General features: G+C 28.0%; 20 protein-coding genes. 18 read left to right on the forward strand and 2 right to left on the reverse strand.

The window, feature by feature from the left end:
* Positions 1-6 precede the first annotated feature (6 nt).
* Complete coding sequence (locus PG913_RS08425) at positions 7-2049, reverse strand: hypothetical protein (RefSeq protein ID WP_271230354.1); 2043 nt, start codon at positions 2047-2049, stop codon at positions 7-9.
* A gap of 2 nt (positions 2050-2051) precedes the next feature.
* Positions 2052-2285 carry a hypothetical protein gene (locus PG913_RS08430; protein WP_271230355.1) on the reverse strand — a complete coding sequence of 78 codons (234 nt, stop codon included), beginning with the start codon at positions 2283-2285 and terminating at the stop codon, positions 2052-2054.
* Between the two features lie 96 nt (positions 2286-2381).
* On the opposite strand from PG913_RS08430, the gene PG913_RS08435 reads away from it, so the two are divergent.
* The 18 genes from PG913_RS08435 (at position 2382) to PG913_RS08520 (ending at position 25449) form a co-directional block, all read left to right on the forward strand.
* A complete protein-coding gene (locus PG913_RS08435) occupies positions 2382-3071 on the forward strand; it encodes a S24 family peptidase (protein WP_271230356.1) in 690 nt (229 codons plus the stop codon).
* 1113 nt (positions 3072-4184) lie between these two features.
* Positions 4185-4805, forward strand: a complete 621-nt coding sequence (locus PG913_RS08440; protein ID WP_271230357.1) for a hypothetical protein — start codon at positions 4185-4187, stop codon at positions 4803-4805.
* Between the two features lie 146 nt (positions 4806-4951).
* Positions 4952-5485 (forward strand): hypothetical protein, encoded by a 534-nt coding sequence (locus tag PG913_RS08445; protein ID WP_271230358.1) that lies wholly within the window; start codon positions 4952-4954, stop codon positions 5483-5485.
* The gene (locus tag PG913_RS08450) at positions 5482-5793 is read left to right on the forward strand and encodes a hypothetical protein (RefSeq protein WP_271230359.1); all 312 of its coding nucleotides are present in this window, start codon (positions 5482-5484) and stop codon (positions 5791-5793) included. The genes PG913_RS08445 and PG913_RS08450 overlap by 4 nt, the downstream gene beginning before the upstream one ends.
* Before the next feature lie 169 nt (positions 5794-5962).
* Positions 5963-6556, forward strand: a complete 594-nt coding sequence (locus PG913_RS08455) for a hypothetical protein (protein WP_271230278.1) — start codon at positions 5963-5965, stop codon at positions 6554-6556.
* A gap of 159 nt (positions 6557-6715) precedes the next feature.
* Positions 6716-7708 (forward strand): TlpA disulfide reductase family protein, encoded by a 993-nt coding sequence (locus PG913_RS08460; protein WP_271230360.1) that lies wholly within the window; start codon positions 6716-6718, stop codon positions 7706-7708.
* A gap of 155 nt (positions 7709-7863) precedes the next feature.
* Positions 7864-8445, forward strand: coding sequence for a hypothetical protein (locus PG913_RS08465; protein ID WP_271230361.1), 582 nt, complete (start codon positions 7864-7866; stop codon positions 8443-8445).
* Between the two features lie 977 nt (positions 8446-9422).
* A complete protein-coding gene (locus PG913_RS08470) occupies positions 9423-9815 on the forward strand; it encodes a transposase (protein WP_271230305.1) in 393 nt (130 codons plus the stop codon).
* A gap of 14 nt (positions 9816-9829) precedes the next feature.
* Positions 9830-10678, forward strand: a complete 849-nt coding sequence (locus PG913_RS08475; RefSeq protein WP_233885030.1) for an IS3 family transposase — start codon at positions 9830-9832, stop codon at positions 10676-10678.
* Between the two features lie 431 nt (positions 10679-11109).
* Positions 11110-11502, forward strand: coding sequence for a transposase (locus tag PG913_RS08480; RefSeq protein WP_271230362.1), 393 nt, complete (start codon positions 11110-11112; stop codon positions 11500-11502).
* Positions 11503-11516: 14 nt separating this feature from the next.
* Positions 11517-12365, forward strand: a complete 849-nt coding sequence (locus tag PG913_RS08485) for an IS3 family transposase (protein ID WP_233885030.1) — start codon at positions 11517-11519, stop codon at positions 12363-12365.
* 1274 nt (positions 12366-13639) lie between these two features.
* Entirely contained in the window at positions 13640-14554 is a 915-nt protein-coding gene (locus PG913_RS08490; protein ID WP_271230363.1) for a restriction endonuclease, read from the forward strand.
* Positions 14555-14781: 227 nt separating this feature from the next.
* Entirely contained in the window at positions 14782-16803 is a 2022-nt protein-coding gene (locus PG913_RS08495) for a histidinol-phosphatase (protein ID WP_271230364.1), read from the forward strand.
* Positions 16784-17086, forward strand: a complete 303-nt coding sequence (locus PG913_RS08500; RefSeq protein WP_271230365.1) for a hypothetical protein — start codon at positions 16784-16786, stop codon at positions 17084-17086. The genes PG913_RS08495 and PG913_RS08500 overlap by 20 nt, the downstream gene beginning before the upstream one ends.
* 1365 nt (positions 17087-18451) lie before the next feature.
* Positions 18452-19057: a hypothetical protein gene (locus PG913_RS08505; RefSeq protein ID WP_271230366.1), complete on the forward strand. Its 606-nt coding sequence runs from the start codon at positions 18452-18454 to the stop codon at positions 19055-19057.
* A gap of 779 nt (positions 19058-19836) precedes the next feature.
* A complete protein-coding gene (locus PG913_RS08510; RefSeq protein WP_271230367.1) occupies positions 19837-20568 on the forward strand; it encodes a hypothetical protein in 732 nt (243 codons plus the stop codon).
* Between the two features lie 1655 nt (positions 20569-22223).
* Complete coding sequence (locus PG913_RS08515; RefSeq protein ID WP_271230368.1) at positions 22224-23009, forward strand: hypothetical protein; 786 nt, start codon at positions 22224-22226, stop codon at positions 23007-23009.
* A 1159-nt stretch (positions 23010-24168) separates the two neighbouring features.
* Positions 24169-25449: an AAA family ATPase gene (locus tag PG913_RS08520; protein WP_271230369.1), complete on the forward strand. Its 1281-nt coding sequence runs from the start codon at positions 24169-24171 to the stop codon at positions 25447-25449.
* Positions 25450-26418 lie beyond the last annotated feature (969 nt).

Here is a 26418-nt window from a genome sequence, read left to right on the forward strand (position 1 = left end):
TGTAAATTATTTTTTGTTTGTTATTCTATCAAATAGTGAATTACTATCACTCTCTAAATTTTCTTCTTTGGTTGCAAATGCTGCTCTTTTGGCGTTAAACTCTGTATTATTAGCCACCCAATTGTTTTGTTCATCAATTAAAGCTTCTCTGCTAATACCTGTGCGCTCAACTATTTCTAAATAAGCATTCCAATCATGTGCTTTTACTTTTGCCCTTACCTCAATATCTTTTAACATTTTTTTATGTTCTCCTGGTTGTTTTAAAACATTTACCTCTATGTGTTTACGTTTCTTTTCAGCATAAGCAACAAAAACCTTTTCATTATTTTCATTTAAGCGATATAATGAAACATAGCTATCTAAATATTCAGGATCATAACTAACAATTAAATCCTGCTGTACATATTTCAATTGAAAATCAATATCCACATTATCATCAGCATCATATACCTCAAATAAGTAATCAGTTCCAGCTACTGTTAAAGGCATACCGTGTGCGTAATATCTTTTAGGTTTTGTTTCATTTATCCAAAACATTGAAACTCTATCTAAAGTGTCTACTTTTTGAGTAAGCTTGCTTTCAGTATTAAAAAACTCGTTACGTGTTTTTGTTGTTTTCTTAGAGCGTGGTTTATTATTCCATTCAGCAACCATTAATTCCCAGTGTTTCTGTAACTCTTCAAAAGTTGGTAATGCTCCTTTATTTTCGTGAACAAAATCTAAATTAGCTTTAGACCTACTTTGTTTAGATTTGATAGACTGCCCATCAGAAAACCATCGTTTCATAATCACTTGTTGTTGTAATCTGTTAAACATTTGCTCTATAGGTGCACCTGTTTTTCTACCTACTTTATGGTGATAATGATTACCTCCTTTAGCTATTACCTTACTATACAACTCTTGCATTCGTTTAGATTTATGAGCAGATTGTGCATCATAAGTAAATAAATGTGGTTTTGCTCCTGCTTCATCAACAGCCATACGTAATGTTATAAAGTGATCAACATGGTTTTCCGTCATACTAAAACTGTAACCTATAATCTTTTCACTATACACATCTACACAGACATTAATTTTACAAACAGCTGCCATTTTTGATGTTGTATCCCAATAATGTACTGCATCTAACTTAGTACCATCAATTGCCCAATGTGCATTTGGAAATAACCTATCTTTATCTTTACTTAAAGTATGTGCGTATTTTTTATTATAAGCTTCAGTTCCTTCACTTGCCAATGTCCAAATTCTAACATTTTCTGGCTTTGTTAAATAATTATGAATAGCGCCTTCGGATAAATAAGACCATCCTTTTTCTAAACGAGCTTCATTGTAAATTTCCTTTAACTCGTAGTAAGAATAATTTATTGGCAAACACTTATATGCCATTAACCAGTCGGCAATTTCATCAGTAATAACCTTAGAGTGGTTATTACAATAATTATCGTGAATTAAGCCTTCTAATCCTTTTTTTGGATAACGCTTATTTACTTTATTTAAAATACATGCTTCATATTTAGCTCGTAAAGCTCTTGGATTGGTTGGAACATCAAAAGGATATCGCTTTCTAATATCTTTATCTAAGTTTTGTATTGATTTTGCTAATCTGGTCCATAATTCTCCTTTATTTATTTTAGGATTTACGGTTGTTACTTTTTCATGAACTATTTTAATTGCATTAAATACAATTGCATTTGCCGTATATTCATTAACGGCACTATCATTTACTTCTGATAAAAAACGACCATCTTCTAACTCATAATTCGCAAAAAAAGCTGAAGCATTTACATCATGTTTTAAATAAGGAGCAAAAGCAATATTTTTACTTTCTTCATATGGGTCAATACCTAAATCATGTTCAATAACATTACGGAATCGCTGTGGTAAACTCTCATAGATATATAAAGCATAATTTCCTAAACCTCTTGCTGAACGTGCTTTTTTTACTTTACCTTCACTATTTAGATTCTGTAAATATGATGAAGACACTACTCCAAGCTCATTAAGCCAAGAACCACGTACACATAAAGTATTTCCATAATATTCGAACATAATTATATATTTAAGTTTGCGGCTTTTTCTTCAAGTTGCCTTTTAGCATTCTCTTTTATAGTTTCGGCTTCTTTTTCCAATCTCTTATACTCTTTAATTAAAACATCAGGCATTGTACCAACACGGTCGCCACGTAAAGCCGCTTTTATATAACTTGTGGAATAATCATATCTTTTTGCTAAGATGCCAAGTACATCCTGATTATAATTGATTCTTTTTTTTGTAGATTCGCTCATTGTCTTTTTTGTGATTTTGTACGTCACAAATATATTCACATTATTTGAATAAAAACAAGCAATTAGTTCACTTTTTTTGAATAAAAAACTAAAACAATGGATAAATCACTGATTCTAAATAACATAAAGAAACATTTAAACATAAGATTTGATAAAGATTTTGCTAATTTCTTAGAGATAAAGCCTACTGCATTAGCTATGTGGCATAAAAGAAACACGTATGACATCGAATTAATATTCACTAAATGTGATTTTTTAAATCCTGTATGGCTAATAACAGGACAAGGTCAAATGCTTCAAAAAGAAGTTGACACTTTTCAAGAACCTTCATCTGAATATCAGAACTTCATATCTAAAACAGATAGAGTTGAGAGTAATCAAATGATTCCACTTTATGATTTAGATGCTGTTGCAGGTGTAATACCCGTAATTCTTGATATGAATAATCAAAAACCTATAGATCATATTTATATACCTAATGCACCTAAATGTGATGGAGCTATGTATGCAACTGGAGATAGTATGTACCCATTACTAAAAAGTGGAGATATTTTAGCTTTTAAAACTATAACAGATTTTACTAATGATGTTTTTTTCGGAGAAATGTATATTTTATTTATAGAAGTAGCTGGAGATTTGTTTAGAACAGTAAAATTTGTACACAAAGGAGAAGAAAAAAATCACTTTAAACTAGTCAGCCAAAATAAACATCATCAAGATAAAGATATTCACATATCTAAAATACGTGCTATGGCACAAGTAAAAGCATCTATAAGAATACATTAACTCAAAAAATATTAAAAGTACAAGTATAAAAGCGTTTACTTTAAGTATAAATACGTATAAAAAAACATAAAAACCTAACAAACAATAAGTTAAAAACAAATCTATTGTTTTTTTAATATCATAGCCCCATAAACTCACTACGTTTTTAATGTATTTAATACCTTTTTTAAATACAGAACCAACTAAGTAAGTAATAATTTACGCCATTTTTGTGACACCTAACGTGACCCCTAATATGACTGCAAACCTTGTTTTAACCATTTTACTAGCATCAGCATAAAGGTTAGCATTTAATACCTAAAAAAGCATTTAAACACCTATTTAAAAGGCACTAAATATCGTTTAAAGCCTTATTAATAGTAGCTTTAAGCTTCTTTTACGTAAAAATGGTAGATTATGTTTAAAAGAGGGTAGTTAAATAAAAATAGAATGGTAATTAAAATGTAGTAATCGGTAGTTATTTGTACTTTTTAAACTTTTTAGCACAACCAATCAAACAGGCTAAAAACCTATTAAACAAAGGCTTTAAAGTCTTTTTTTAGTTTATTATTATTGTACTTTTTGTTTTATGGGGTGTATAAATTAGTTGTTCGAAATACGCAACAAACCATATACAAAAACGTTGTAATTAATGGCGGAATTTCAGCCAGAAATTCCTAATTAGTGATTTATCTTTTCTAGAAATTAATATTGAATAATATTACGCTGGAAAAATTGAAAATGACTTCTACTCTATTTTTAGAAAATAAATCCTAAAAAAGAGAAAAAATAGAATTAAACTCTGAAAAATGAAGCGTGAATAAATCGGTGAAAATTAATTAAAGTGGAGTTTTAAGCGGAAACGTGAAAAAAGAAAGAAGTTAACGCTGAAAATAAAGCGTGAATTAATTAAGACGGAGTTTTAAGCAGAAACGTAAAAAAGAAAGAGAAATAAAACGGAAAAATTGAAAATTAAAAAATGAGAAATATAGTTAGAAAATCACTAATTACAACAACATATATAATTTATTGCTAGTGCTAACCTACTTACGAAAATCCTTAGGGGATTTTCTATTCCGTTTTTATTTAATATATTTAGAACTTGAAACACGCAACAAACCATATATAAAACCGTTGTACGCCATAGAAGACAAAATGCAGGAACATAATTTTTACATAGAGTATAAAATAGGAGATGCGAATCGGAATGAAAAATTGGAAACTCTTTTTCTGAAACTAAAAGAAGAAAAAGAAAAATACTTTGAAACAGGAACTGAACCTTCAAGCGAAATTAAAGACTGGATTGAATATTTAGACTCTGACGCGGAAAAATGGTTCAATAATATCGAACTTAAACCGAATTCGGAACAGCGTAAAGTTTATGACGAGCTCTGGAAATTAACAAAACCTGAAATAAGATTAAAACATCCAATGTTTAACACAGCAGACAACTGGAGTTTAGATTCAATGATTTATGTGATTTTTCAAGGAGATTACGAATTGATAAAAATTGAAAAATCAGATGACAAAGGAACTTTATATTACAATCCTGGAGGAATGCCTTTTGGAGGAACTGAATCGCTTGTTCAACTGATAGAATCTTTTGGAAATACTGTCACTTATGACTCGTGGCACGAAGGACCGCATAAAAGAGCTGAAATTGGTTGGGATTTTGAACTTGCCAAAAAATTAGTTGAACAAGGAAAAGGAATTGAACAGCCGAATGAAAAAGAATGGTGGGAATTTTGGAAATAAACTACGGCGTACAACATTGTATAACCGCAATTACGGCGGATTCGACTACGTCCGAATCCACTCGGAATTGCTAACGTCAGTACTTAACCGAAAATTAGTAAATTTAAACCCGTAACTGACGGTTATACTAGACCGTTACCACACATTTGAAAAAACCAATTGAAATAGAATTAACATTTGTAAGAAAAGATTTTGAAGAGGTCTATTTCAATGGAAATCAAGCGAACTATTTCAAAAGTCAGACCACGAAAAAACCATTTCAAAATATTTTGATTTCTGGACTTATATTTTCTCTCTTATTATATAATACTATAACAGAAAATTCTGGACATATTTTAACTATTGTTCTTGGAATCTTTTTTGTTTATAATATAACTCTGTTTTTGATTAAAGCTTATGAAATATTTAAAAGAAGAAGTAAAGTAAAAAAATATTTAGATGATGTAGAAAAAATTAAGAGTCATAAATTAATATTAACTGATACTTCGTTCGAAATAATACAAGAACACGAAAAGACAATTGAAAAGTGGACTGACTTTAAATCTAGCGAAAGTAATGACTTGTTTATCTATCTATTATCTGAAAAAGAAAATTATCTAATTCCGAGTAAGTCAATGACTGAACAGGAATATATTGAGCTGACTAATATTGTGACTGAAAAGATAAAAGCAGAAATATGACAAAGAATATAATACTGAACATATTGTTATTTTCTGCCCTAGCCATTCTACTTGTTGTATTACAAGTCTTTATTTTTTGGTTTATGTATGGCGAAGGAGCTGAATCTGGGAGAATAGCGGATTTATGGTATGTTAGCTTAATTTTAGAATATTTACCTTTATTTATCATTTTAAGTATTATATCGTTTAAGACATTCAAACGTTATAAAGACAAAGAATTTGAGAAAGTAAAAGCGAACTTAATTTCAGTTTTGATATTAACAGTTTTATATTTATTTAGGTATGAAATTATCAACTTAATCGGATAAAAAACGTGTGGTAACACCGTATATAATTTATTGCTAGTTCTAGCCTACTTACGAAAATCCTTAGGGGATTTTCTATTCCGCTTTTATTTACTAAATTAGTTGCTCGAAAAACGCAACAAATAATATACAAAAACGTTGGCAACAAGCTAAAAAAACATCCGTATTCAAAATGAAATTGATTTTTATAATATTATTTTTTCTACTAAACAGTTGTGCTGTGAAAGCCCAAAATGACACAATCAATAGAAAATATAAAGACACAAAGGAACTTAATGCTCAAATTGAAAAAGATAAAATTGAATCTATAATTTATGTCGACAGCACTTTTGGATACAAAGTTGAAATTCCTGAATGGTTAACTCTCAGAGAAACTGGGAATGACAAAATTTTAGGTGGAACTTTTCCCGAAATTGAGCGAATTGAAAATGCATTAATGATTCAAGGATTTGAAAAATCAAAATTTAAATCTTTTGAGCATTTTAAAGAAACGTATATTACAGGCAATGTATTCGGAAAAAAAACTTTATTTAGTGAAAACCATATTTGGTATGGAAAAAGTAGTCAAGAATTTAAAGAAATAGAAAAAGGAATAAGTTGGAGAGTTTTTACTTTTTTTCAAAATAAGATTTATCACAATAATTTTGTTTTGATAGAAACTAATAAAGCTTTCCTTTGGATTCAATTTGTTGCGACACCAGAAACGTACGAACTGAATTTACCAAAGTTTACGGAATTTGTTTCTGGAATTGAATTTGTGGAATAAAGCCAGATTGCCAACACCGTATATAATTTATTGCTGGCTTCTCGCTCACTTACGAAAGTCCTCGCGGACTTTCTTGGTCGGTAATTATTTACTAAATTAGTTGCTTAAACCACGCAACAAACCATATACAAACACGTTGGCAACAAGCAAAAAACATCGATGAAAAAAATATTATTTGGAATAATTACATTATTAGCTATTTCTTGCAATGAAAAAAAAGAAACAAAATTTTCTTTAAATGGGGCAACAAACGGAATTGAAAACGGAACGACTCTTTATTTAAATATTGAGAATAAAATAATTGACTCAACAAAGGTTGAGAATAATACTTTTGCATTTAACTCTAAATTACCTAGCTCACCATTACAAATAATAATAAGAAAAAAGGACTTTTCTCAATTTAGGTATTTATGGGCAGAGAATAATCCAATGACTTTTGACGCAACTAAAACGGATTTTAAAAATGCTAAAATAACTGGTTCTGAATCAGAAAATTTAAATTTCAGTCTTAATCAAAAAACTGACACTTTGCCCAGAAGTGAAAGACAAAAATTAGAAATCGAATTTGTCAAAAACAATCCAAATAGTATTATAAGTGCTTCAATGCTTTCTTTCTATTCCACAACTTGGGGAAAAGAAAAAACCAAAGAACTTTATGAACAACTCTCGTCAGAAAATAAAAATTCAAAATTCGGAAAGGAAATCACAAAATATATTGAACTAAATAAAGAACCAAAAATAGGAGAAAAGTTTGCAGACTTTGAATCGGAAGACCAAAATGGAAAATTAATAAAATTGTCTGAATTAAAAGGAAAGGCTCTTCTTCTTGAATTTTGGGCGTCTTGGTGTGGTGGTTGTCGCCAAGAGAACCCTAATCTTGTAAAAACCTACGAAAAATTTAATCCAAAAGGTTTTGAAATATTAGCAGTTTCATTAGACGAGGATAAAGAAAGTTGGTTAAAAGCAATTGAGAAAGATGGTTTAAATTGGGAACACGTAAGTGATTTAAAAGGTCAAAGAAACGAAGCTTTACTGATTTATGGAATTAACGGAGTACCTGACAACTTTTTAATTGCCGAAAACGGAGAGATAATTGGAAGAAATTTAAGAGGAGACGAATTGAATGCAAAGCTAAAAGAAATATTAGAATAATGCCAGATTGCCAACACAATATATAAAAAATGCTTAGTTTAGTCTTAAAACAAAAGTCAGTGCCGTTTTGATACATCTGATTTTCCTGCAGAAAATCCTCGCACACAAAACAGCACTTTTCATATACAAACCGTTAGCTTTAATATGCTAAAAAAATGAAACTAAGACAAAAAAGAGGAGAAAAAATTAAAGAGTTTGAATTAATAAATAATGAATTATTCATCAAAGAAAAAAGTCTTTTAAACTCAAAAGAATGGTCTGTCAATATTGAGAATATTGCTCATCACAAAACAATTGAAACTTACTCTAAAAAAGGAGTTAATATTATTGGAATGGTATTTATTCTCATTCCAATTTTATCATGGATTGGATTATATATTGAAGGAAACCCTAATGGAGAAAAAGACGGAATTATTTGGGCTGGAATTTTCATGCTCATTATAGGAATTATTACTTTAAAAGCTCCAATGAATAATACTTTGACTATTAATACAACTCATGGGAATTTAATTTTTTATTTAGACTATCCATCAAAAAAAGAGGTTGAAGAATTTTCTTCAATTTTAATTGAAAAGTCTAAAAAGGTTTTAGTTGAAAAATATTCTAGAGTAGATTTTGATATTCCTGAAGAAACTTTTATAGAACAAATAAATTGGTTACTGAATAATAACTTAATTGACATCAACTTATATAATGAAAAGAAAAATGAATACAAAATAAATAGATTAATCAAGTAAATACTAAAGCTAACAACGTATATAATTTATTGCTACTACAAGCCTACTTACGAAAATCCTTAGGGGATTTTCTATTCCGCTTTTATTTACTAAATTAGTTGCTCGAAATACGCAACAAATAATATACAAAAACGTTGGGTTTCATTAGCGGAAATCGTTAAAATTTGAAAATTTAGTTTTTAAATAAAATTTAAAATAGCTCGAAAAATATTTAGAAAAAAGCTTCTTTAATTACCTCAGGAAATCGCACAAAAAATCATTTTGAAAATTATAGTTTTTTAAGAATATTTTTTACATTTTGAAAAATTCTAATTGAAAACTGTTGTGTGAAAAGTCATTTTAAAAACTATAGTTTTTTTAATAATATTTTTTGCATTTTGAAAAATTCTGATTGAAAACTGTTGTGTGAAAATAGAAACGTGAAATGAAAGAGTTTTAAAATAAAATTCTACATTATTTTACTTTTTGAAAAATTTTTAAAAATATGAAAAATCGGAATTGAAGCTAAAAACGTGAAAATTAAAACCGTAGAATTAAAAACTTTGAGAAAAATAATTACTGTAAAATATGAGAATTTAAAAAATAGGTAGAAGAAAATACAAAAACTATAAAACGAAAACCCAACAGCGTGCATAGTTCATTGCTTATTGATTTTCTTGCAGAAAATCCTCCCGCATGTTAAAGTTCTCGTTTTTTAAACTATATTAGTGCTATGTTTTCGCAACGAAACCATGCACAAAAACGTTGCAAATAATGGCGGAATTTCCTCAGAAATTCCTAATTAGTGATTTATCTTTTCTAGAAATTAATATTGAATAATATTACGCTGGAAAAATTGAAAATGACTACTACTCTATTTTTAGAAAATAAATCCTAAAAAGAGAAAAACAGAATTAAGCTCTGAAAAATGAAGCGTGAATAAATAGTGTAAAATCCTGAAATAGGTTGACTAAAATTTAAACACTTTTAGTTAAACTATGGACACAAAGACAAAACTACCCTGCCGAAAAAAGAACTACAATAAAGTAGGTTTTGAACTCAAATTATTCATCATTGACCAAATTCATAATGGACGTATTTCTGTTAATTACGCCGCTAAAAAATACGATATTTCTAGAGCTACAATTCAGTACTGGATCAAAAAATATAGTACTTTTGAACAAAAAAAATTAGGCGTGAGTAAACAAGATGAAATCAAAAAACTCAAAGAGAAAATTGAAGAACTAGAATTTGTAAAAGATTTTCAACAAGATATTATCGCTGATATGGAAATCATTACTGGTGTCGATATGTCAAAAAAGTCATTGCCCAAAACATTAGCAGAAGAGATTCAAAAAAAGAAGCAAAACCGTTTAAAAGAAAATGGTTAATTCAATGTTTTGGGATTAGTAAACAGGCCTTTTACAAACGATTAAAATCTTATCAAATAAAGCAAAATAACGAACTTATATTAACACAATTAGTCAAACAATGTCGTGATAGAATTGGTCAGAAATTAGGGGCTAAAAAACTATATCATCAATTAAAAATTGATATCGATAAAAAAGGAATAAAAATAGGGCGAGACAAGTTCTATAATTTCTTAAGAAGCCATAGATTACTAGTACCTAGAACAAAAAACTATCATATTACAACGAATTCTAAACATCATTTTTATAAGTATAAAAACCTTGTATCAAACAAAATCCCGACAAGAGCGGAACAACTTTGGGTAACAGATATTACCTATATAAAAACAGAAAAAGGTCATAATTATTTAGCTTTAGTAACAGATGCATATTCTAAGAAAATAATGGGGTATAAATTAGACACACATATGAGAACATCGCTTTGTATAGATGCACTCAAAATGGCTATCAAAAATCGAAAATATCCGAATGAAAAACTAATTCATCATTCAGATAGAGGACTACAATATTGCAATCCGACTTATACCCTATTTGCTGAAAAAAATGGTTTAATTATGAGTATGACTGAAAAATATGATCCATATGAAAATGCTATCGCTGAAAGAATTAATAGAACTTTAAAATATGAATATGGTTTGAAACTAACAATTAAAAACACTATTTTAGCAAAGAAAATTACAAAAAGTGCTATTAATATTTATAACAACCTTCGTCCACATTTAAGTCTCGATTTAAATACTCCTAAGAAGGTTCATATAAATCAAAATATCGAATATAAATCATATCGAAGAAATAAAAAAAATCTGGAATTATTAACCTTATAAATTCAAAAAAAAGGTCAACCTATTTCAGGACAATACATAGGTAGAAATTAATTAAAGCGGAGTTTTAAGCAGAAACGTGAAAAAAGGAAGAAGTTAACGCTGAAAATAAAGCGTGAATAAATAGGCGGAAATTAATTAAAGTGGAGTTTTAAGTAGAAACGTAAAAAAAGAAAGAGAAATAAAACGGAAAAATTGAAAATTAAGAAATGAGAAATTTAGTTAGAAAATCACTATTTGCAACAACATATATAATTTATTGCTAGTGCTTATCTACTTACGAAAATCCTTAGGCGATTTTCTATTCCGTTTTTATTTAATATATTTAGAACTTGAAACACGCAACAAACCATATATAAAACCGTTGGGTTTCATTAGCGGAATGTAAAATCCTGAAATAGGTTGACTAAAATTTAAACACTTTTAGTTAAACTATGGACACAAAGACAAAACTACCCTGCCGAAAAAAGAACTACAATAAAGTAGGTTTTGAACTCAAATTATTCATCATTGACCAAATTCATAATGGACGTATTTCTGTTAATTACGCCGCTAAAAAATACGATATTTCTAGAGCTACAATTCAGTACTGGATCAAAAAATATAGTACTTTTGAACAAAAAAAATTAAGCGTGAGTAAACAAGATGAAATCAAAAAACTCAAAGAGAAAATTGAAGAACTAGAATTTGTAAAAGATTTTCAACAAGATATTATCGCTGATATGGAAATCATTACTGGTGTCGATATGTCAAAAAAGTCATTGCCCAAAACATTAGCAGAAGAGATTCAAAAAAAGAAGCAAAACCGTTTAAAAGAAAATGGTTAATTCAATGTTTTGGGATTAGTAAACAGGCCTTTTACAAACGATTAAAATCTTATCAAATAAAGCAAAATAACGAACTTATATTAACACAATTAGTCAAACAATGTCGTGATAGAATTGGTCAGAAATTAGGGGCTAAAAAACTATATCATCAATTAAAAATTGATATCGATAAAAAAGGAATAAAAATAGGGCGAGACAAGTTCTATAATTTCTTAAGAAGCCATAGATTACTAGTACCTAGAACAAAAAACTATCATATTACAACGAATTCTAAACATCATTTTTATAAGTATAAAAACCTTGTATCAAACAAAATCCCGACAAGAGCGGAACAACTTTGGGTAACAGATATTACCTATATAAAAACAGAAAAAGGTCATAATTATTTAGCTTTAGTAACAGATGCATATTCTAAGAAAATAATGGGGTATAAATTAGACACACATATGAGAACATCGCTTTGTATAGATGCACTCAAAATGGCTATCAAAAATCGAAAATATCCGAATGAAAAACTAATTCATCATTCAGATAGAGGACTACAATATTGCAATCCGACTTATACCCTATTTGCTGAAAAAAATGGTTTAATTATGAGTATGACTGAAAAATATGATCCATATGAAAATGCTATCGCTGAAAGAATTAATAGAACTTTAAAATATGAATATGGTTTGAAACTAACAATTAAAAACACTATTTTAGCAAAGAAAATTACAAAAAGTGCTATTAATATTTATAACAACCTTCGTCCACATTTAAGTCTCGATTTAAATACTCCTAAGAAGGTTCATATAAATCAAAATATCGAATATAAATCATATCGAAGAAATAAAAAAAATCTGGAATTATTAACCTTATAAATTCAAAAAAAAAGGTCAACCTATTTCAGGACAATACAGAAATCGTTAAAATTTGAAAATTTAGTTTTTAAATAAAATTTAAAAATAGCAGAGAAAATATTTAGAAAAAGCTCCTGTAATTACCTCAGGAAATCACACAAAAAATCATTTTGAAAATTATAGTTTTTTAAGAATGTTTTTTACATTTTGAAAAATTCTAATTGAAAATTGTTGTGTGAAAATAGAAATATAAAATGAGAGAATTTTAAAATCAAATTTTACATTTTCTATATTTTGAAAAATTATAGTTCAAAACTGTTGTGTGAAAATAGAAACGTGAAATGAAAGAGTTTTAAAATCAAATTTTACATTTTCTACATTTTGAAAAATTTTAGAAAATATGAAAAATAGAAATTGAAGCTCAAAGCGTGAAAATTAAAACCGTAGAATTAAAAACTTTGAGAAAAATAATTACTGTAAAATATGAGAATTTAAAAAATAGGTAGAAAAAAAATACAAAAAATATAAAACGAAAACCCAACAGCGTGCATAGTTCATTGCTTGTTGATTTTCTTGCAGAAAATCCTCGCGCACGTTGAAGTTTTAATTTTTTAAACTATATTAGTGCTGTAATTCCGCAACGAAACCATGCACAAATACGTTGGGTTTCATTAGCGGAAATCGTTAAAATTTGAAAATTTAGTTTTTAAATAAAATTTAAAAATAGCAGAGAAAATATTTAGAAAAAGCTCCTGTAATTACCTCAGGAAATCACACAAAAAATCATTTTGAAAATTATAGTTTTTTAAGAATGTTTTTTACATTTTGAAAAATTCTAATTGAAAATTGTTGTGTGAAAATAGAAATATAAAATGAGAGAATTTTAAAATCAAATTTTACATTTTCTATATTTTGAAAAATTATAGTTCAAAACTGTTGTGTGAAAATAGAAACGTGAAATGAAAGAGTTTTAAAATCAAATTTTACATTTTCTACATTTTGAAAAATTTTAGAAAATATGAAAAATAGAAATTGAAGCTCAAAGCGTGAAAATTAAAACCGTAGAATTAAAAACTTTGAGAAAAATAATTACTGTAAAATATGAGAATTTAAAAAATAGGTAGAAAAAAAATACAAAAAATATAAAACGAAAACCCAACAGCGTGCATAGTTCATTGCTTGTTGATTTTCTTGCAGAAAATCCTCGCGCACGTTGAAGTTTTAGTTTTTTAAACTATATTAGTGCTGTAATTCCGCAACGAAACCATGCACAAATACGTTGGCATTAATTAAAAATGAGAGAACAACTAAGAATACCTGTTTTTGAGAAAGAATTTTTATTTAATATCAGAAATGAGTTGATAGTTAAAATAGATGAGCCTAACAATAAATGGATTGATACTGATTGGAGACCTGAAAATGATGGATGGGATCCTGATCTTAAAAGACATCTTTTAGGTTTACAATATGATTCAATTGCTGAAAACGAAGTTTTTAGACTATTAAAATTTCGTACTTGTCCTTATTGTAGAACAAGTATGGAAAAATTGGTGCTTCCGGAAAACTTAGGAATTGCATTTGTTTGTAAAAACTGCTTTTATTGGGGAGGTAGAGGTACAAGACCTGGAGGCCCTACAAACACGAGAGGTAACTTAGGTAGATTAAATTTTATTTCTAATCCTGATGATGTAAAATTAGAATTATTAATAAATCATTTACAACAAAATGTCGATAGATTATATAATTTAACTCCTAGACAAGCTGAAAAATTAATGCCGAGTGTTTTAAGTGATTATCTGAAATGCGAAGTTAAAGGTATCGGAGGAACTAAAGACGGAGGAATAGATGCATTAGCTATATTGGGAGAAAATGAAAAAATGATAATTCAAATAAAATGGAGAGAAAAAAAGAAAGGAGCTGAAGCTGTTTCTGTGGTTAGGGAAGTTGGAGGAACATTATTAGCACGAAAAATACCTAAAGGTTTAATTATTTCAACAAGAAAGAAATTTTCAAAAACAGCTATTGAAGAGGCTAATCTCATATCTCAACACGAAATAATTGAAATGGGTAAAATAGAACTTAAGCTTAATGATTTTAATGACTTGATTGATATGTTTAATATATCTTCAAAAATCAGAAATGAAAACTTAAATTCGGAGGAAATAATTCCTTATTATAATGATGGTTTTGAATTATTTGGTCGTTTATAAAAAACTAATGCCAACAATGTATATAAAAAACAGGGCTTTTGTGTTAACTCCAAAGTTCTGTGTTTATTTACAAAGTCCGCTAAATATAAAATTTGGCATTTAAACCAAAAATAAAAGCAAAATATTTATATTTAGCTAAGTTATAAACCGTAAAAGTAGTGCTTATCCTCTGCCCTACTTTTCATATACTGAACGTTGGCAGTAATTTTAAAAAAAACACGAAATCAATGAAAAAAATCGATTTACATATTCATACAATTTCTACTGTTAGCGATTATCATTTTGATTTTGACCTTTCAAAATTGAAAGAATATATTGAGAAACTTGAAATTGATTGTATCGCAATTACAAACCATAATACTTTTGATTTTAATCAATATAACACAATAAAAGACAATTTAGATATTATCGTATTTCCTGGAATAGAAATAGATTTAGAAAGAGGTCATTTACTTGTCATTTCTGACAACGATGATTTATCTGAAATTAATGATTTTTCAAAAAAATGCAAACGTGTAAATAATTTAATAGAGACAAAAGATGATTATATAACTTTAGATGAATTCAAAGACATTTTTCCTAATTTAGATAAATACTTAGTAATTCCTCATTATCATAAAAAACCTATAATTAAACCAAAGGTTATTGAACAAATTGAAACCTTAATAACTGCTGGAGAAGTTTCAAGTTATAAAAAATTCAAAACTTGTATAAAAGATAGTGAGAGTTTAGTACCTGTAATTTTCAGCGACTCACGTTATTTTTCAGAAATGAAAAACTTTTCAACTCAACAAACTTGGGTTGACCTTGAAGAAATAACTCTTTCAGGAATTAAATCCTGCTTGACTGACAAACAAAAAGTTTTTTTAACAAAGGAAGAAGGAAATGAGTTTTTCAGAGCGACAGCAGAAGGCTTAATGCTCTCAACTGGTTTAAATGTTATTTTAGGACAACGTTCTACAGGAAAAACTGTAACATTAAATAAAATTCATAATACACACGAAAATATTAAATACATCAAACAATTCTCTCTTCTTCAAGATGACGCTCAAAAATTTGAAGAATTATTATCAAGAAGACACAGTTCTGTTTCAGAAGATTATTTAAAAGAATTTAAGAAAGTTGTTGACTCTGTTAAAGATATTGACTTAAAACAAAACGAAGTTGAAATTGAAAATTATCTAAATTCACTTTTAAAATTTGCTTCAGATAATGAAAAAGCAGATGCTTATTCAAACACTAAGTTATTTAGTGAAAATCATTTTGGAGAAAAAGACTTATTAGGTCTAAAAAAATTAATTAATGCTACTGTAGCATTAAAAGAAAATACTGAATATAAAACAATAATTAATCGTCACTTAAATGCTAAATCTCTTGAATCATTAGAACTTGATTTAATGAAAGAGTATATTGAGATTGAAGAATCAAATCTAAAAAAGGATTGGGTTAACACTTTAATTACTAAAGTTAAAGATGAACTAAGATTTAGAACTTCCTCATCTATCCCAACTGATGTTGACTTCTACAGAACACTAATCGATAATGAAAAAATTAAAAAATTCATCACAATAGTTAATAATATCAAAAGTGAAAAAGAAATTGATAAAAAGGAAATTAGAGGTTTTAAAATTGTCGCTTCAACAAAAAGGTTTTCAAATGCTTCGCATTTGAAAAAGGTTTGTAGCAGACAAATTTCTTTAGTTCCTGCTTTTAATAAATATCATGAACCTTATTCTTATTTATTAGCTCTAAAAAAAGCAGAAATAGAAGATACAGAAATTTTTAAATACTTTGTAGATATCGAATACAAAACACTGAACAAACTTGGCTTTCCTGTTTCTGGTGGAGAAAGGTCTGAATTTAATCTTTTACACGAAATAAATGATGCATTAAAGCACAATATGCTTTTGATAGATGAACCAGAATCGTCTTTCGATAACATTTTCCTTAAAAATGAAGTTAATGAATTATTAAGAGATATTTCAAAATCAATTCCAGTAATAATTGTAACACACAATAGTACAGTTGGAGCTTCAATTAAACCTAATTTTATTGCTTGTACAAAAAGAGAAATAGTAAATGGAGAAATTGAATATAAAACTTTTTCAGGCTTTCCTGCTGACAAACAATTAAAATCTGTAGATGGAGAAACAATTGATAATTTTGAAATTATGTTGAATTGCTTAGAAGCAGGTCAAGACGAATACAATAGAAGAAGAAACCAAGCTTATGAAATACTTAAAAATTGAGAATAATAAAGGTCATTATCTATCACAATTAAATGAATGGACTGAAATTGACAAAATATCTAAAGAAGATTTAATGTATCTTTTAAATAATGCTATTACCGATGATTTTGAAATGGACGAATATTTAGAAGAAAGTATTGGTCACAAAGCTCATCAGATAGTTTATAAAAGTATACAAGAAAAATTTTCTGAATTACTTGGAAATAAAAATGTTTTCAAAGATGAGTGTGATTCTCTTTTTAAAACAGCAATAGAAAAATATGAAGTTACGGAAGAAGAATAACTACTGCCAACACCGTATATAATTTATTGCTGGCTTCTCGCCTACTTACGAAAGTCCTCGCGGACTTTCTTGGTCGGTAATTATTTACTAAATTAGTTGCTTAAACCACGCAACAAACCATATACAAAAACGTTGCAAGTAATGGCGGAATTCCCTCAGAAATTTCTAATTAGTGATTTATCTTTTCTAGAAATTAATATTGAATAATATTACGCTGGAAAAATTGAAAATGACTGCTACTCTATTTTTAGAAAATGAATCCTAAAAAAGAAGAAAACAGAATTAACTCTGAAAATGAAGCGTGAATAAATAGGCGGAAATTAATTAAAGCGGAGTTTTAAGCAGAAACGTGAAAAAAGCAGAAGTTAACGCTGAAAATAAAGCGTGAATAAATAGACGGAAATTAATTAAAGTGGAGTTTTAAGCAGAAATGTGAAAAAAGCAGAAGTTAACGCTGAAAATAAAGCGTGAATAAATAGGTGGAAATTAATTAAGGCAGAGTTTTAAGTAGAAACGTAAAAAAAAGAGAAATAAAACGGGAAAATTGAAAATTAATAAATGAGAAATTTAGTTAGAAAATCACTACTTGCAACAACATATATAATTTATTCCTAGTGCTTATCTACTTACGAAAATCCTTAGGGGATTTTCTATTCCGTTTTTATTTAATATATTTAGAACTTGAAACACGCAACAAACCATATATAAAAACGTTGGGTTTCATTAGCGGAAATCGTTAAAATTTGAAAATTTAGTTTTTAAATAAAATTTAAAATAGCTCGAAAAATATTTAGAAAAAAGCTTCTTTAATTACCTCAGGAAATCGCACAAAAAATCATTTTGAAAATTATAGTTTTTTAAGAATATTTTTTACATTTTGAAAAATTCTAATTGAAAACTGTTGTGTGAAAAGTCATTTTAAAAACTATAGTTTTTTTAATAATATTTTTTGCATTTTGAAAAATTCTGATTGAAAACTGTTGTGTGAAAATAGAAACGTGAAATGAAAGAGTTTTAAAATAAAATTCTACATTATTTTACTTTTTGAAAAATTTTTAAAAATATGAAAAATCGGAATTGAAGCTAAAAACGTGAAAATTAAAACCGTAGAATTAAAAACTTTGAGAAAAATAATTACTGTAAAATATGAGAATTTAAAAAATAGGTAGAAGAAAATACAAAAACTATAAAACGAAAACCCAACAGCGTGCATAGTTCATTGCTTATTGATTTTCTTGCAGAAAATCCTCCCGCGTGTTAAAGTTCTCGTTTTTTAAACTATATTAGTGCTATGTTTTCGCAACGAAACCATGCACAAAAACGTTACCAAACATAAAAAAACCCGACCAGAAAATGCACTATAAATTGACAGAGGAAATTATTAAATTAAGTAATTCTGACATTTGGAGTAGCGCAAAACTTGAATGGAATTTCGAATACGCTTATTATAGCGAAGAATTGCAAAGATGCCTTTGTGGACATTATCCAATTAAAAATGTTTGTGTAATAAAAAATAGTGACAACAAAAACGAAACGGAAGTTGGGAATTGTTGCGTAAATAAATTTTTAGGAATCGAAGATGGAAATAAAATTTTCACATCAATTAAAAAACTAAAAATAGACAAATCCAAAAGTATGAGTCCTGAAGTTTTGGAATATTTAAGAAAAAAGAATGTTTTAACGGAATTTGATTATAAATTCTATTCTGACACAATTAGAAAAAGGAAATTATCGGACAAACAATTAGCTATTAGAGAAAGAATAAATCAGAAACTAATTGACTTCACGAGTTATGAATCGAATTCGAATTTTACGAGAATAAATCTTGTTTTAAAATGGGCTGAGGACAAATCTTGGTTTGACAAAACTTTCGTGAATTCTTTAAAATCGAGTTGTGAGAAAAAAGGAAAATTAACTGAAAAACAAACCTTAGCTCTAGAAAGTATAATAAAGAAATTAAAAATTGAATAATTACGTTTGGTAACACCGTATATAATTTATTGCTAGTGCTAACCTACTTACGAAAATCCTTAGGGGATTTTCTATTCGGCTTTTATTTACTATATTTAATGCTCGAAAAACGCAACAAATAATATACAAAAACGTTGCTAAAAACTCGGAAAAATAAAATGCTGAAAACCAATATTGCGGAATTGAAAACGTAGAATTATAATTTTACTCAAATTGAATAATTTAGAAAATATTGAAAATTTAGAGTTTTTTAAAAGCTGAAAATAAATATCGCGGAATTTAAAACGTGAAATAAAGTTTTACTCAAATTCAATAATTTAGAAAATATTGAAAAATTAGAGTTTTTTAAAAAACTGAAAATAAATATCGCGGAATTTAAAACGTGAAGTAAAGTTTTACTCAAATTGAATAGTTTAGAAAATATTGAAAATTTTGAGTCTTATAAAACTGAAAATAAATATCGCGGAATTTAAAACATTGAAATAAAGTTTTACTCAAATTCAATAATTTAGAAAATATTGAAAATTTTGAGTCTTATAAAAAATGAAAACAAATATGGTGGAGTTTAAAAAAATTGAATTAAAGTTTTCGTAAAATTGAATATTATAGTAAAAAATTAAACGAAAAATCGCATTTAGCAACAACATATATAATTCATTGCTCATTTATTTTCCTGCGGAAAATACTCGCAAATGTAGATGTTTGAGTTTTTTAAACTATATTAGTTGCTCAAAACACGCAACAAACCATATATAAAACCGTTGTGCGTAATTTAAGAAATGATTCTACCATTAAATTCACATATTAGAAATCCACCTACAATTTTGTTACCAAAACAAGTTGTTTCTTTTAATGCAATAAGATATAGTTTGGATATTTGTCAATTATCACACGAAAGACTGATAAAAAAACTCTCTGAACAAACCGAAAATAAAGATATTGAACCACTCGATTTTCCAGAAATATTTTCAGATGTGTGGTCTATAGTTAATAATGCTCAAATGTTCGGGAAAATTATTTGTCGTGAATTTGGAATAAGTAAAACTGAACCTAAACTGTCTGAAATTATCAAAGCAATTGATTTTAGAAACTCGAATCAACATTTTGAGGAACGAATTTCTCAAGTTTTATCTGTTGAGGATTTGCCTGTATATGGATTTTTGAGCTGGAGAAAAAATTATCTTGGAACTGACGAAATAATATTATCGACAATTTATTCGGGAACATTTACAAATAAATCAAATGTAAGTATGTCAATCTCTAACGAAACTCAAACTGAATCTAATGAAATTATACAGAAGATTGAGTTTTCTAATGTGGTAAGAGAAAAAGACAAATCAGGAAAATGGGAATTTAATGAACGTAAAATATCAGTCAGTAAGCTGATTTCCGATTTGAAAAGTTGGATTGACCACTTTGACGAACAAATAAATGAACAGATTGATAAAATGGAAAATTTAGAAAAGCATACATCGGATTTAATAATCCAAATAAAAGGAAAATTAATATAAAAACTACGCACAACACTGTATATAATTTATTACTAGTACTAGCCTACTTACGAAAATCCTTGGGGGATTTTCTATTACGCTTTTATTTACTAAATTAGTTGCTCGAAATACGCAACAAATAATATACAAAAACGTTGGGTTTCATTAGCGGAAATCGTTAAAATTTGAAAATTTAGTTTTTAAATAAAATTTAAAATAGCTCGAAAAATATTTAGAAAAAAGCTTCTTTAATTACCTCAGGAAATCGCACAAAAAATCATTTTGAAAATTATAGTTTTTTAAGAATATTTTTTACATTTTGAAAAATTCTAATTGAAAACTGTTGTGTGAAAAGTCATTTTAAAAACTATAGTTTTTTTAATAATATTTTTTGCATTTTGAAAAATTCTGATTGAAAACTGTTGTGTGAAAATAGAAACGTGAAATGAAAGAGTTTTAAAATAAAATTCTACATTATTTTACTTTTTGAAAAATTTTTAAAAATATGAAAAATCGGAATTGAAGCTAAAAACGTGAAAATTAAAACCGTAGAATTAAAAACTTTGAGAAAAATAATTACTGTAAAATATGAGAATTTAAAAAATAGGTAGAAGAAAATACAAAAACTATAAAACGAAAACCCAACAGCGTGCATAGTTCATTGCTTATTGATTTTCTTGCAGAAAATCCTCCCGCGTGTTAAAGTTCTCGTTTTTTAAACTATATTAGTGCTATGTTTTCGCAACGAAACCGTACACAAAAACGTTGCAATTAATGGCGGAATTTCAGCCAGAAATTCCTAATTAGTGATTTATCTTTTCTAGAAATTAATATTGAAAAATATTGCGCTAGAAAAATTGAAAATGACTTCTACTCTATTTTTAGAAAATGAATCCTAAAAAAGAGAAAAAAAGAATTGAACGCTGAAAAATGAATCGTGAATAAATAGGCGGAAATTAATTAAGGCGGAGTTTTAAGCTGAAACGTGAAAAAAAGGCAGAAGTTAACGCTGAAAATAAAGCGTGAAAAAAAAAAGAAAGAGAAATAAAACGGAAAAATTGAAAATTAAAAAACGAGAAATATAGTTAGAAAATCACTAATTGCAACACCATATATAATTTATTGCTTGTGATTAACTACTTACGAAAATCCTTAGGGATTTTCTATTCCGTTTTTATTTACTAAATTAGTTGCTCGAAAAACGCAACAAACCATATATAAAAACGTTGCCAAAAACTCGGAAAAATAAAATGCTGAAAACCAATATTACGGAATAAAAAAAGTGGAATTGACATTTTACTTAAATTGAATAATTTAGAATTTATTCAAATTTCAGAATATTATAAAGGCTGAAAATAAATATCGCGGAATTTAAAACGTGGAATTAAAGTTTTACTCAAATTGAATAGTTTAGAAAATATTGAAAATTTGGAGGATTATAAAAACTGAAAATAAATATTACGGAATTAAAAAATGCTGAATTATGTTTTATTCAAATTAAATAATTTAGAAAATATTGAAAATTTAGAATTTAAACAAAAAGTCGCATTTGGCAACAACATATATAATTCATTGCTCATTTATTTTCCTGCGGAAAATACTCGCAAATGTAGATGTTTGAGTTTTTTAAACTATATTAGTAACTTGAAATACGCAACAAACCATATATAAAACCGTTGCCATTAATTTTGAAAAAAACAGCATATTTAGATAATAATATTTTAATTGACATTGAACAAGGTTTAATTTCAATAGACGATTTGCGGAATAATATTGACGAAAATATAACTGAATTTTATTATTCGTCCGCACATTTACAAGAAGCTAATGAAATGACTGCCAAAACGGACGTGGAACTCAAAAATCGACTTGAGAAGCGCTTTGCTACTATTAGCTTAGTCACAAATAATAATTATATAACTCAAGAATTACCATCTAATAAGGTATTTAGTCAAATTGAAAATCCCAAAACAGTTTATAATACAATTAAGGATGTCACATCTACTCAAAGCGCAATTAAAGCGATGTTAAATACAATCAGCGAAGAACAGAAAAATGATTTTAGAGAAAGAATGGAAATTGACTCTAAACTGATGAACAATTACTCACCAAAAGAAGTTATCGAGCAAGTAAATACCCGAAGCGAAGCTCTAGGCGGATTATCACTTGTTGGTATGATTGAAAATGGAGTTAATCTTCATCCGCAAGGAAAAGAAATGGGAATGGGAAATAGATTTGCAGGTGTTTTTGAATTATTAGACTTAATAGGATATTGGAAAGACAAATATAATTCAAAATCAAATTACGCCAGACTTTGGGATGCAAGTCATAGTTTTTATTCATCATATTTTGACTATTTTGTATCGGATGACAAAAGAACAAGAAATAAAGCCAAAGTTGCATTTGAAATTTATGGTGCTAAAACACAAGTAGTTTCATCAAAAGACACAAAAAAAAAATAATGGCAACACCGTATATAATTTATTGCTAGTTCTAGCCTACTTACGAAAATCCTTAGGGGGATTTTCTATTCCGCTTTTATTTACTAACTTTAGTGCTTGAAATACGCAACAAATAATATACAAAAACGTTGCAAGTAATGGCGGAATTTCCTCAGAAATTCCTAATTAGTGATTTATCTTTTCTAGAAATTAATATTGAATAATATTGCGCTGGAAAAATTGAAAATGACTGCTACTCTATTTTTAGAAAATGAATCCTAAAAAAGAGAAAAAAACAGAATTGAACTCTGAAAAATGAATCGTGAATAAATAGGCGGAAATTAATTAAGGCGGAGTTTTAAGCTGAAACGTGAAAAAAGGCAGAATTTAACGCTGAAAATAAATCGTGAATAAATAAGCGGAAATTAATTAAGGCGGAGTTTTAAGCTAAAACGTGAAAAAAGAAGGAAAAATAAAACAGAAGAATTTTAAATAGAAAATTAAGAAATGAGAAATATAGTTAGAAAATCACTACTTGCAACACCATATATAATTCATTGCTTGTGATTAACTACTCGCGAAAATCCTTTACGGATTTTCTATTCCGTTTTTATTTACTAAATTAGTTGCTCGAAATACGCAACAAACCATATACAACAACGTTGCAAGTAATGGCGGAATTCCCTCAGAAATTTCTAATTAGTTATTTATCTTTTCTAGAAATTAATATTGAATAATATTACGCTGGAAAAATTGAAAATGACTTCTACTCTATTTTTAGAAAATGAATCCTAAAAAAGAGGAAAACAGAATTAACTCTGAAAAATGAAGCGTGAATAAATAGGCAGAAATTAATTAAAGCGGAGTTTTAAGCAGAAACGTGAAAAAAGCAGAAGTTAACGCTGAAAATAAAGCGTAAATAAATAGGTGGAAATTAATTAAGGCGGAGTCTTAAGTAGAAACGTAAAAAAAAGAGAAATAAAACGGGAAAATTGAAAATTAATAAATGAGAAATTTAGTTAGAAAATCACTACTTGCAACAACATATATAATTTATTCCTAGTGCTTATCTACTTACGAAAATCCTTAGGGGATTTTCTATTCCGTTTTTATTTAATATATTTAGAACTTGAAATACGCAACAAATCATATATAAAACCGTTAGGCTTAATTTAAAAAAATGGAAGAAAAATTACAAAATTTGTGTGACTCTTTAGATGATTTATCACAAGCTATTTTAAATGGTTGGAGTGATGATAAAACTCTTAGTACACATTGGGGTTGGAACTTCCCTAACCTAAGTCGACACGATTTAGCGAACATCCCTAAGAATATTTCATCAGATATAAAAAAATTGAACATCACTCAATTAGATGAAGAATTTGCAATACAAATAGATAGTATTCCTGAAAAAATTGAAGAATTTAAAACAAAAACGCTTGTTTACTTTTATAATGGACATGGAAATCAAGCTGTTCCAGTATTTATATCATTAATGGAGTGGGTAAAATCAACTTTAACACCTATAAATAGTTGGGAGGTACTGTACGATTTAAAAGCAATGCCAACAAAATTATCAAAAAGATTAACTTCAATACAAAGTCAGTTATCTGATATAATCCCAGAAAAGGAAAAACTTGAAGATAAAATTAAATTAATTACAGAAGCTAATGAAGCTGCTGAATCTTTACCAACAGATTTAGCAGCCTTAAAAAAAGCTAGAAAAATAATTACAGATTTAACAAATACTGCTAGCGAAAATAAAGGATTAATAGATTCACATTTAAAAAATATAATTAAAACTGTTGAATCTATTAATTTAAAGAAAATTGAAACAGATAAGTTAGTTGATAAATGTGAAGAAGCATATAAGATTACTACAACCAAAGGGCTTGCAGCTGCTTTTGATGAAAGAGCTAAAAAATCTCAAAGTTCAATGTATTTATGGGTTTTTGCTTTATTACTAGCCTTAGGTTCTGCAATATGGATTGGTTCGATTAGGTTTGAAACTTTACTTAATGCGTTAAACTCTACAAATCCTGTTTGGGGTATAATATGGATGAATTGTTTATTAGCTATCCTAAGTTTAACAGCCCCATTGTGGTTTGCTTGGATTTCCACAAAACAAATTAATCAACGTTTTAGGTTAGCAGAAGATTATAGCTTTAAGGCATCAGTTGCAAAAGCCTATGAAGGTTATAGAAAAGAAGCTTCTAGAATAGACCCAGCTTTTGAAGCTCGATTATTTAGTTCTGCACTAACAAGACTTGAAGAAGCTCCCCTCCGATTAATGGAGAGCCACTCACATGGAAGCCCGTGGCGTGAATTAATTACTTCTCCACAATTTGAAAAAGCTATTAATAAAATTCCTGAATTAAAAGATAAATTTATCGAAGTTACAGGAAATATTATTAAAATTACTCCAAGTAAAAATGGAGTGAAAAAAATAACAGAAGAATAAAACTAAGCCTAACAACGTATATAATTTATTACTAGTACTCGCCTACCTACGAAAATCATTAGGGGATTTTCTATTCCGCTTTTATTTACTAAATTAGTTGCTCGAAATACGCAACAAATAATATACAAAAACGTTGCAAGTAATGGCGGAATTCCCTCAGAAATTTCTAATTAGTGATTTATCTTTTCTAGAAATTAATATTGAATAATATTACGCTGGAAAAATTGAAAATGACTGCTACTCTATTTTTAGAAAATGAATCCTAAAAAAGAAGAAAACAGAATTAACGCTGAAAAATGAAGCGTGAATAAATAGGCGGAAATTAATTAAAGCGGAGTTTTAAGCAGAAACGTGAAAAAAGCAGAAGTTAACGCTGAAAATAAAGCGTGAATAAATAGGCGGAAATTAATTAAAGTGGAGTTTTAAGCAGAAATGTGAAAAAAGCAGAAGTTAACGCTGAAAATAAAGTGTGAATAAATAGGTGGAAATTAATTAAGGCGGAGTTTTAAGTAGAAACGTAAAAAAAAGAGAAATAAAACGGGAAAATTGAAAATTAAGAAATGAGAAATTTAGTTAGAAAATCACTACTTGCAACAACATATATAATTTATTGCTAGTGCTTATCTACTTACGAAAATCCTTAGGGGATTTTCTATTCCGTTTTTATTTAATATATTTAGAACTTGAAACACGCAACAAACCATATACAAATCCGTTGCAAGTAATGGCGGAATTTCCTCAGAAATTCCTAATTAGTGATTTATCTTTTCTAGAAATTAATATTGAATAATATTGCACTGGAAAAATTGAAAATGACTTCTACTCTATTTTTAGAAAGTGAATCCTAAAAAAGAGAAAAAAACAGAATTGAACGCTGAAAAATGAAGCGTGAATAAATAGGCGGAAATTAATTAAGGCGGAGTTTTAAGCTGAAACGTGAAAAAAGGCTGAATTTAACGCTGAAAATAA

Origin of the sequence: Tenacibaculum pacificus, assembly GCF_027941775.1 — a bacterium.
Lineage (GTDB): Bacteria > Bacteroidota > Bacteroidia > Flavobacteriales > Flavobacteriaceae > Polaribacter > Polaribacter pacificus_A.

What these genes read in the sequence shown, in the direction of transcription:
- PG913_RS08460 (WP_271230360.1), top strand. Translation starts at nt 6,716, where the DNA reads ATGAAAAAAATATTATTTGGAATAATTACATTATTAGCTATTTCTTGC.
- PG913_RS08480 (WP_271230362.1), top strand. Translation starts at nt 11,110, where the DNA reads ATGGACACAAAGACAAAACTACCCTGCCGAAAAAAGAACTACAATAAA.
- PG913_RS08455 (WP_271230278.1), top strand. Translation starts at nt 5,963, where the DNA reads ATGAAATTGATTTTTATAATATTATTTTTTCTACTAAACAGTTGTGCT.
- PG913_RS08470 (WP_271230305.1), top strand. Translation starts at nt 9,423, where the DNA reads ATGGACACAAAGACAAAACTACCCTGCCGAAAAAAGAACTACAATAAA.
- PG913_RS08435 (WP_271230356.1), top strand. Translation starts at nt 2,382, where the DNA reads ATGGATAAATCACTGATTCTAAATAACATAAAGAAACATTTAAACATA.
- PG913_RS08490 (WP_271230363.1), top strand. Translation starts at nt 13,640, where the DNA reads ATGAGAGAACAACTAAGAATACCTGTTTTTGAGAAAGAATTTTTATTT.
- PG913_RS08520 (WP_271230369.1), top strand. Translation starts at nt 24,169, where the DNA reads ATGGAAGAAAAATTACAAAATTTGTGTGACTCTTTAGATGATTTATCA.
- PG913_RS08500 (WP_271230365.1), top strand. Translation starts at nt 16,784, where the DNA reads ATGAAATACTTAAAAATTGAGAATAATAAAGGTCATTATCTATCACAA.
- PG913_RS08495 (WP_271230364.1), top strand. Translation starts at nt 14,782, where the DNA reads ATGAAAAAAATCGATTTACATATTCATACAATTTCTACTGTTAGCGAT.
- PG913_RS08425 (WP_271230354.1), bottom strand. Translation starts at nt 2,049, where the DNA reads ATGTTCGAATATTATGGAAATACTTTATGTGTACGTGGTTCTTGGCTT.
- PG913_RS08465 (WP_271230361.1), top strand. Translation starts at nt 7,864, where the DNA reads ATGAAACTAAGACAAAAAAGAGGAGAAAAAATTAAAGAGTTTGAATTA.
- PG913_RS08430 (WP_271230355.1), bottom strand. Translation starts at nt 2,285, where the DNA reads ATGAGCGAATCTACAAAAAAAAGAATCAATTATAATCAGGATGTACTT.
- PG913_RS08450 (WP_271230359.1), top strand. Translation starts at nt 5,482, where the DNA reads ATGACAAAGAATATAATACTGAACATATTGTTATTTTCTGCCCTAGCC.
- PG913_RS08510 (WP_271230367.1), top strand. Translation starts at nt 19,837, where the DNA reads ATGATTCTACCATTAAATTCACATATTAGAAATCCACCTACAATTTTG.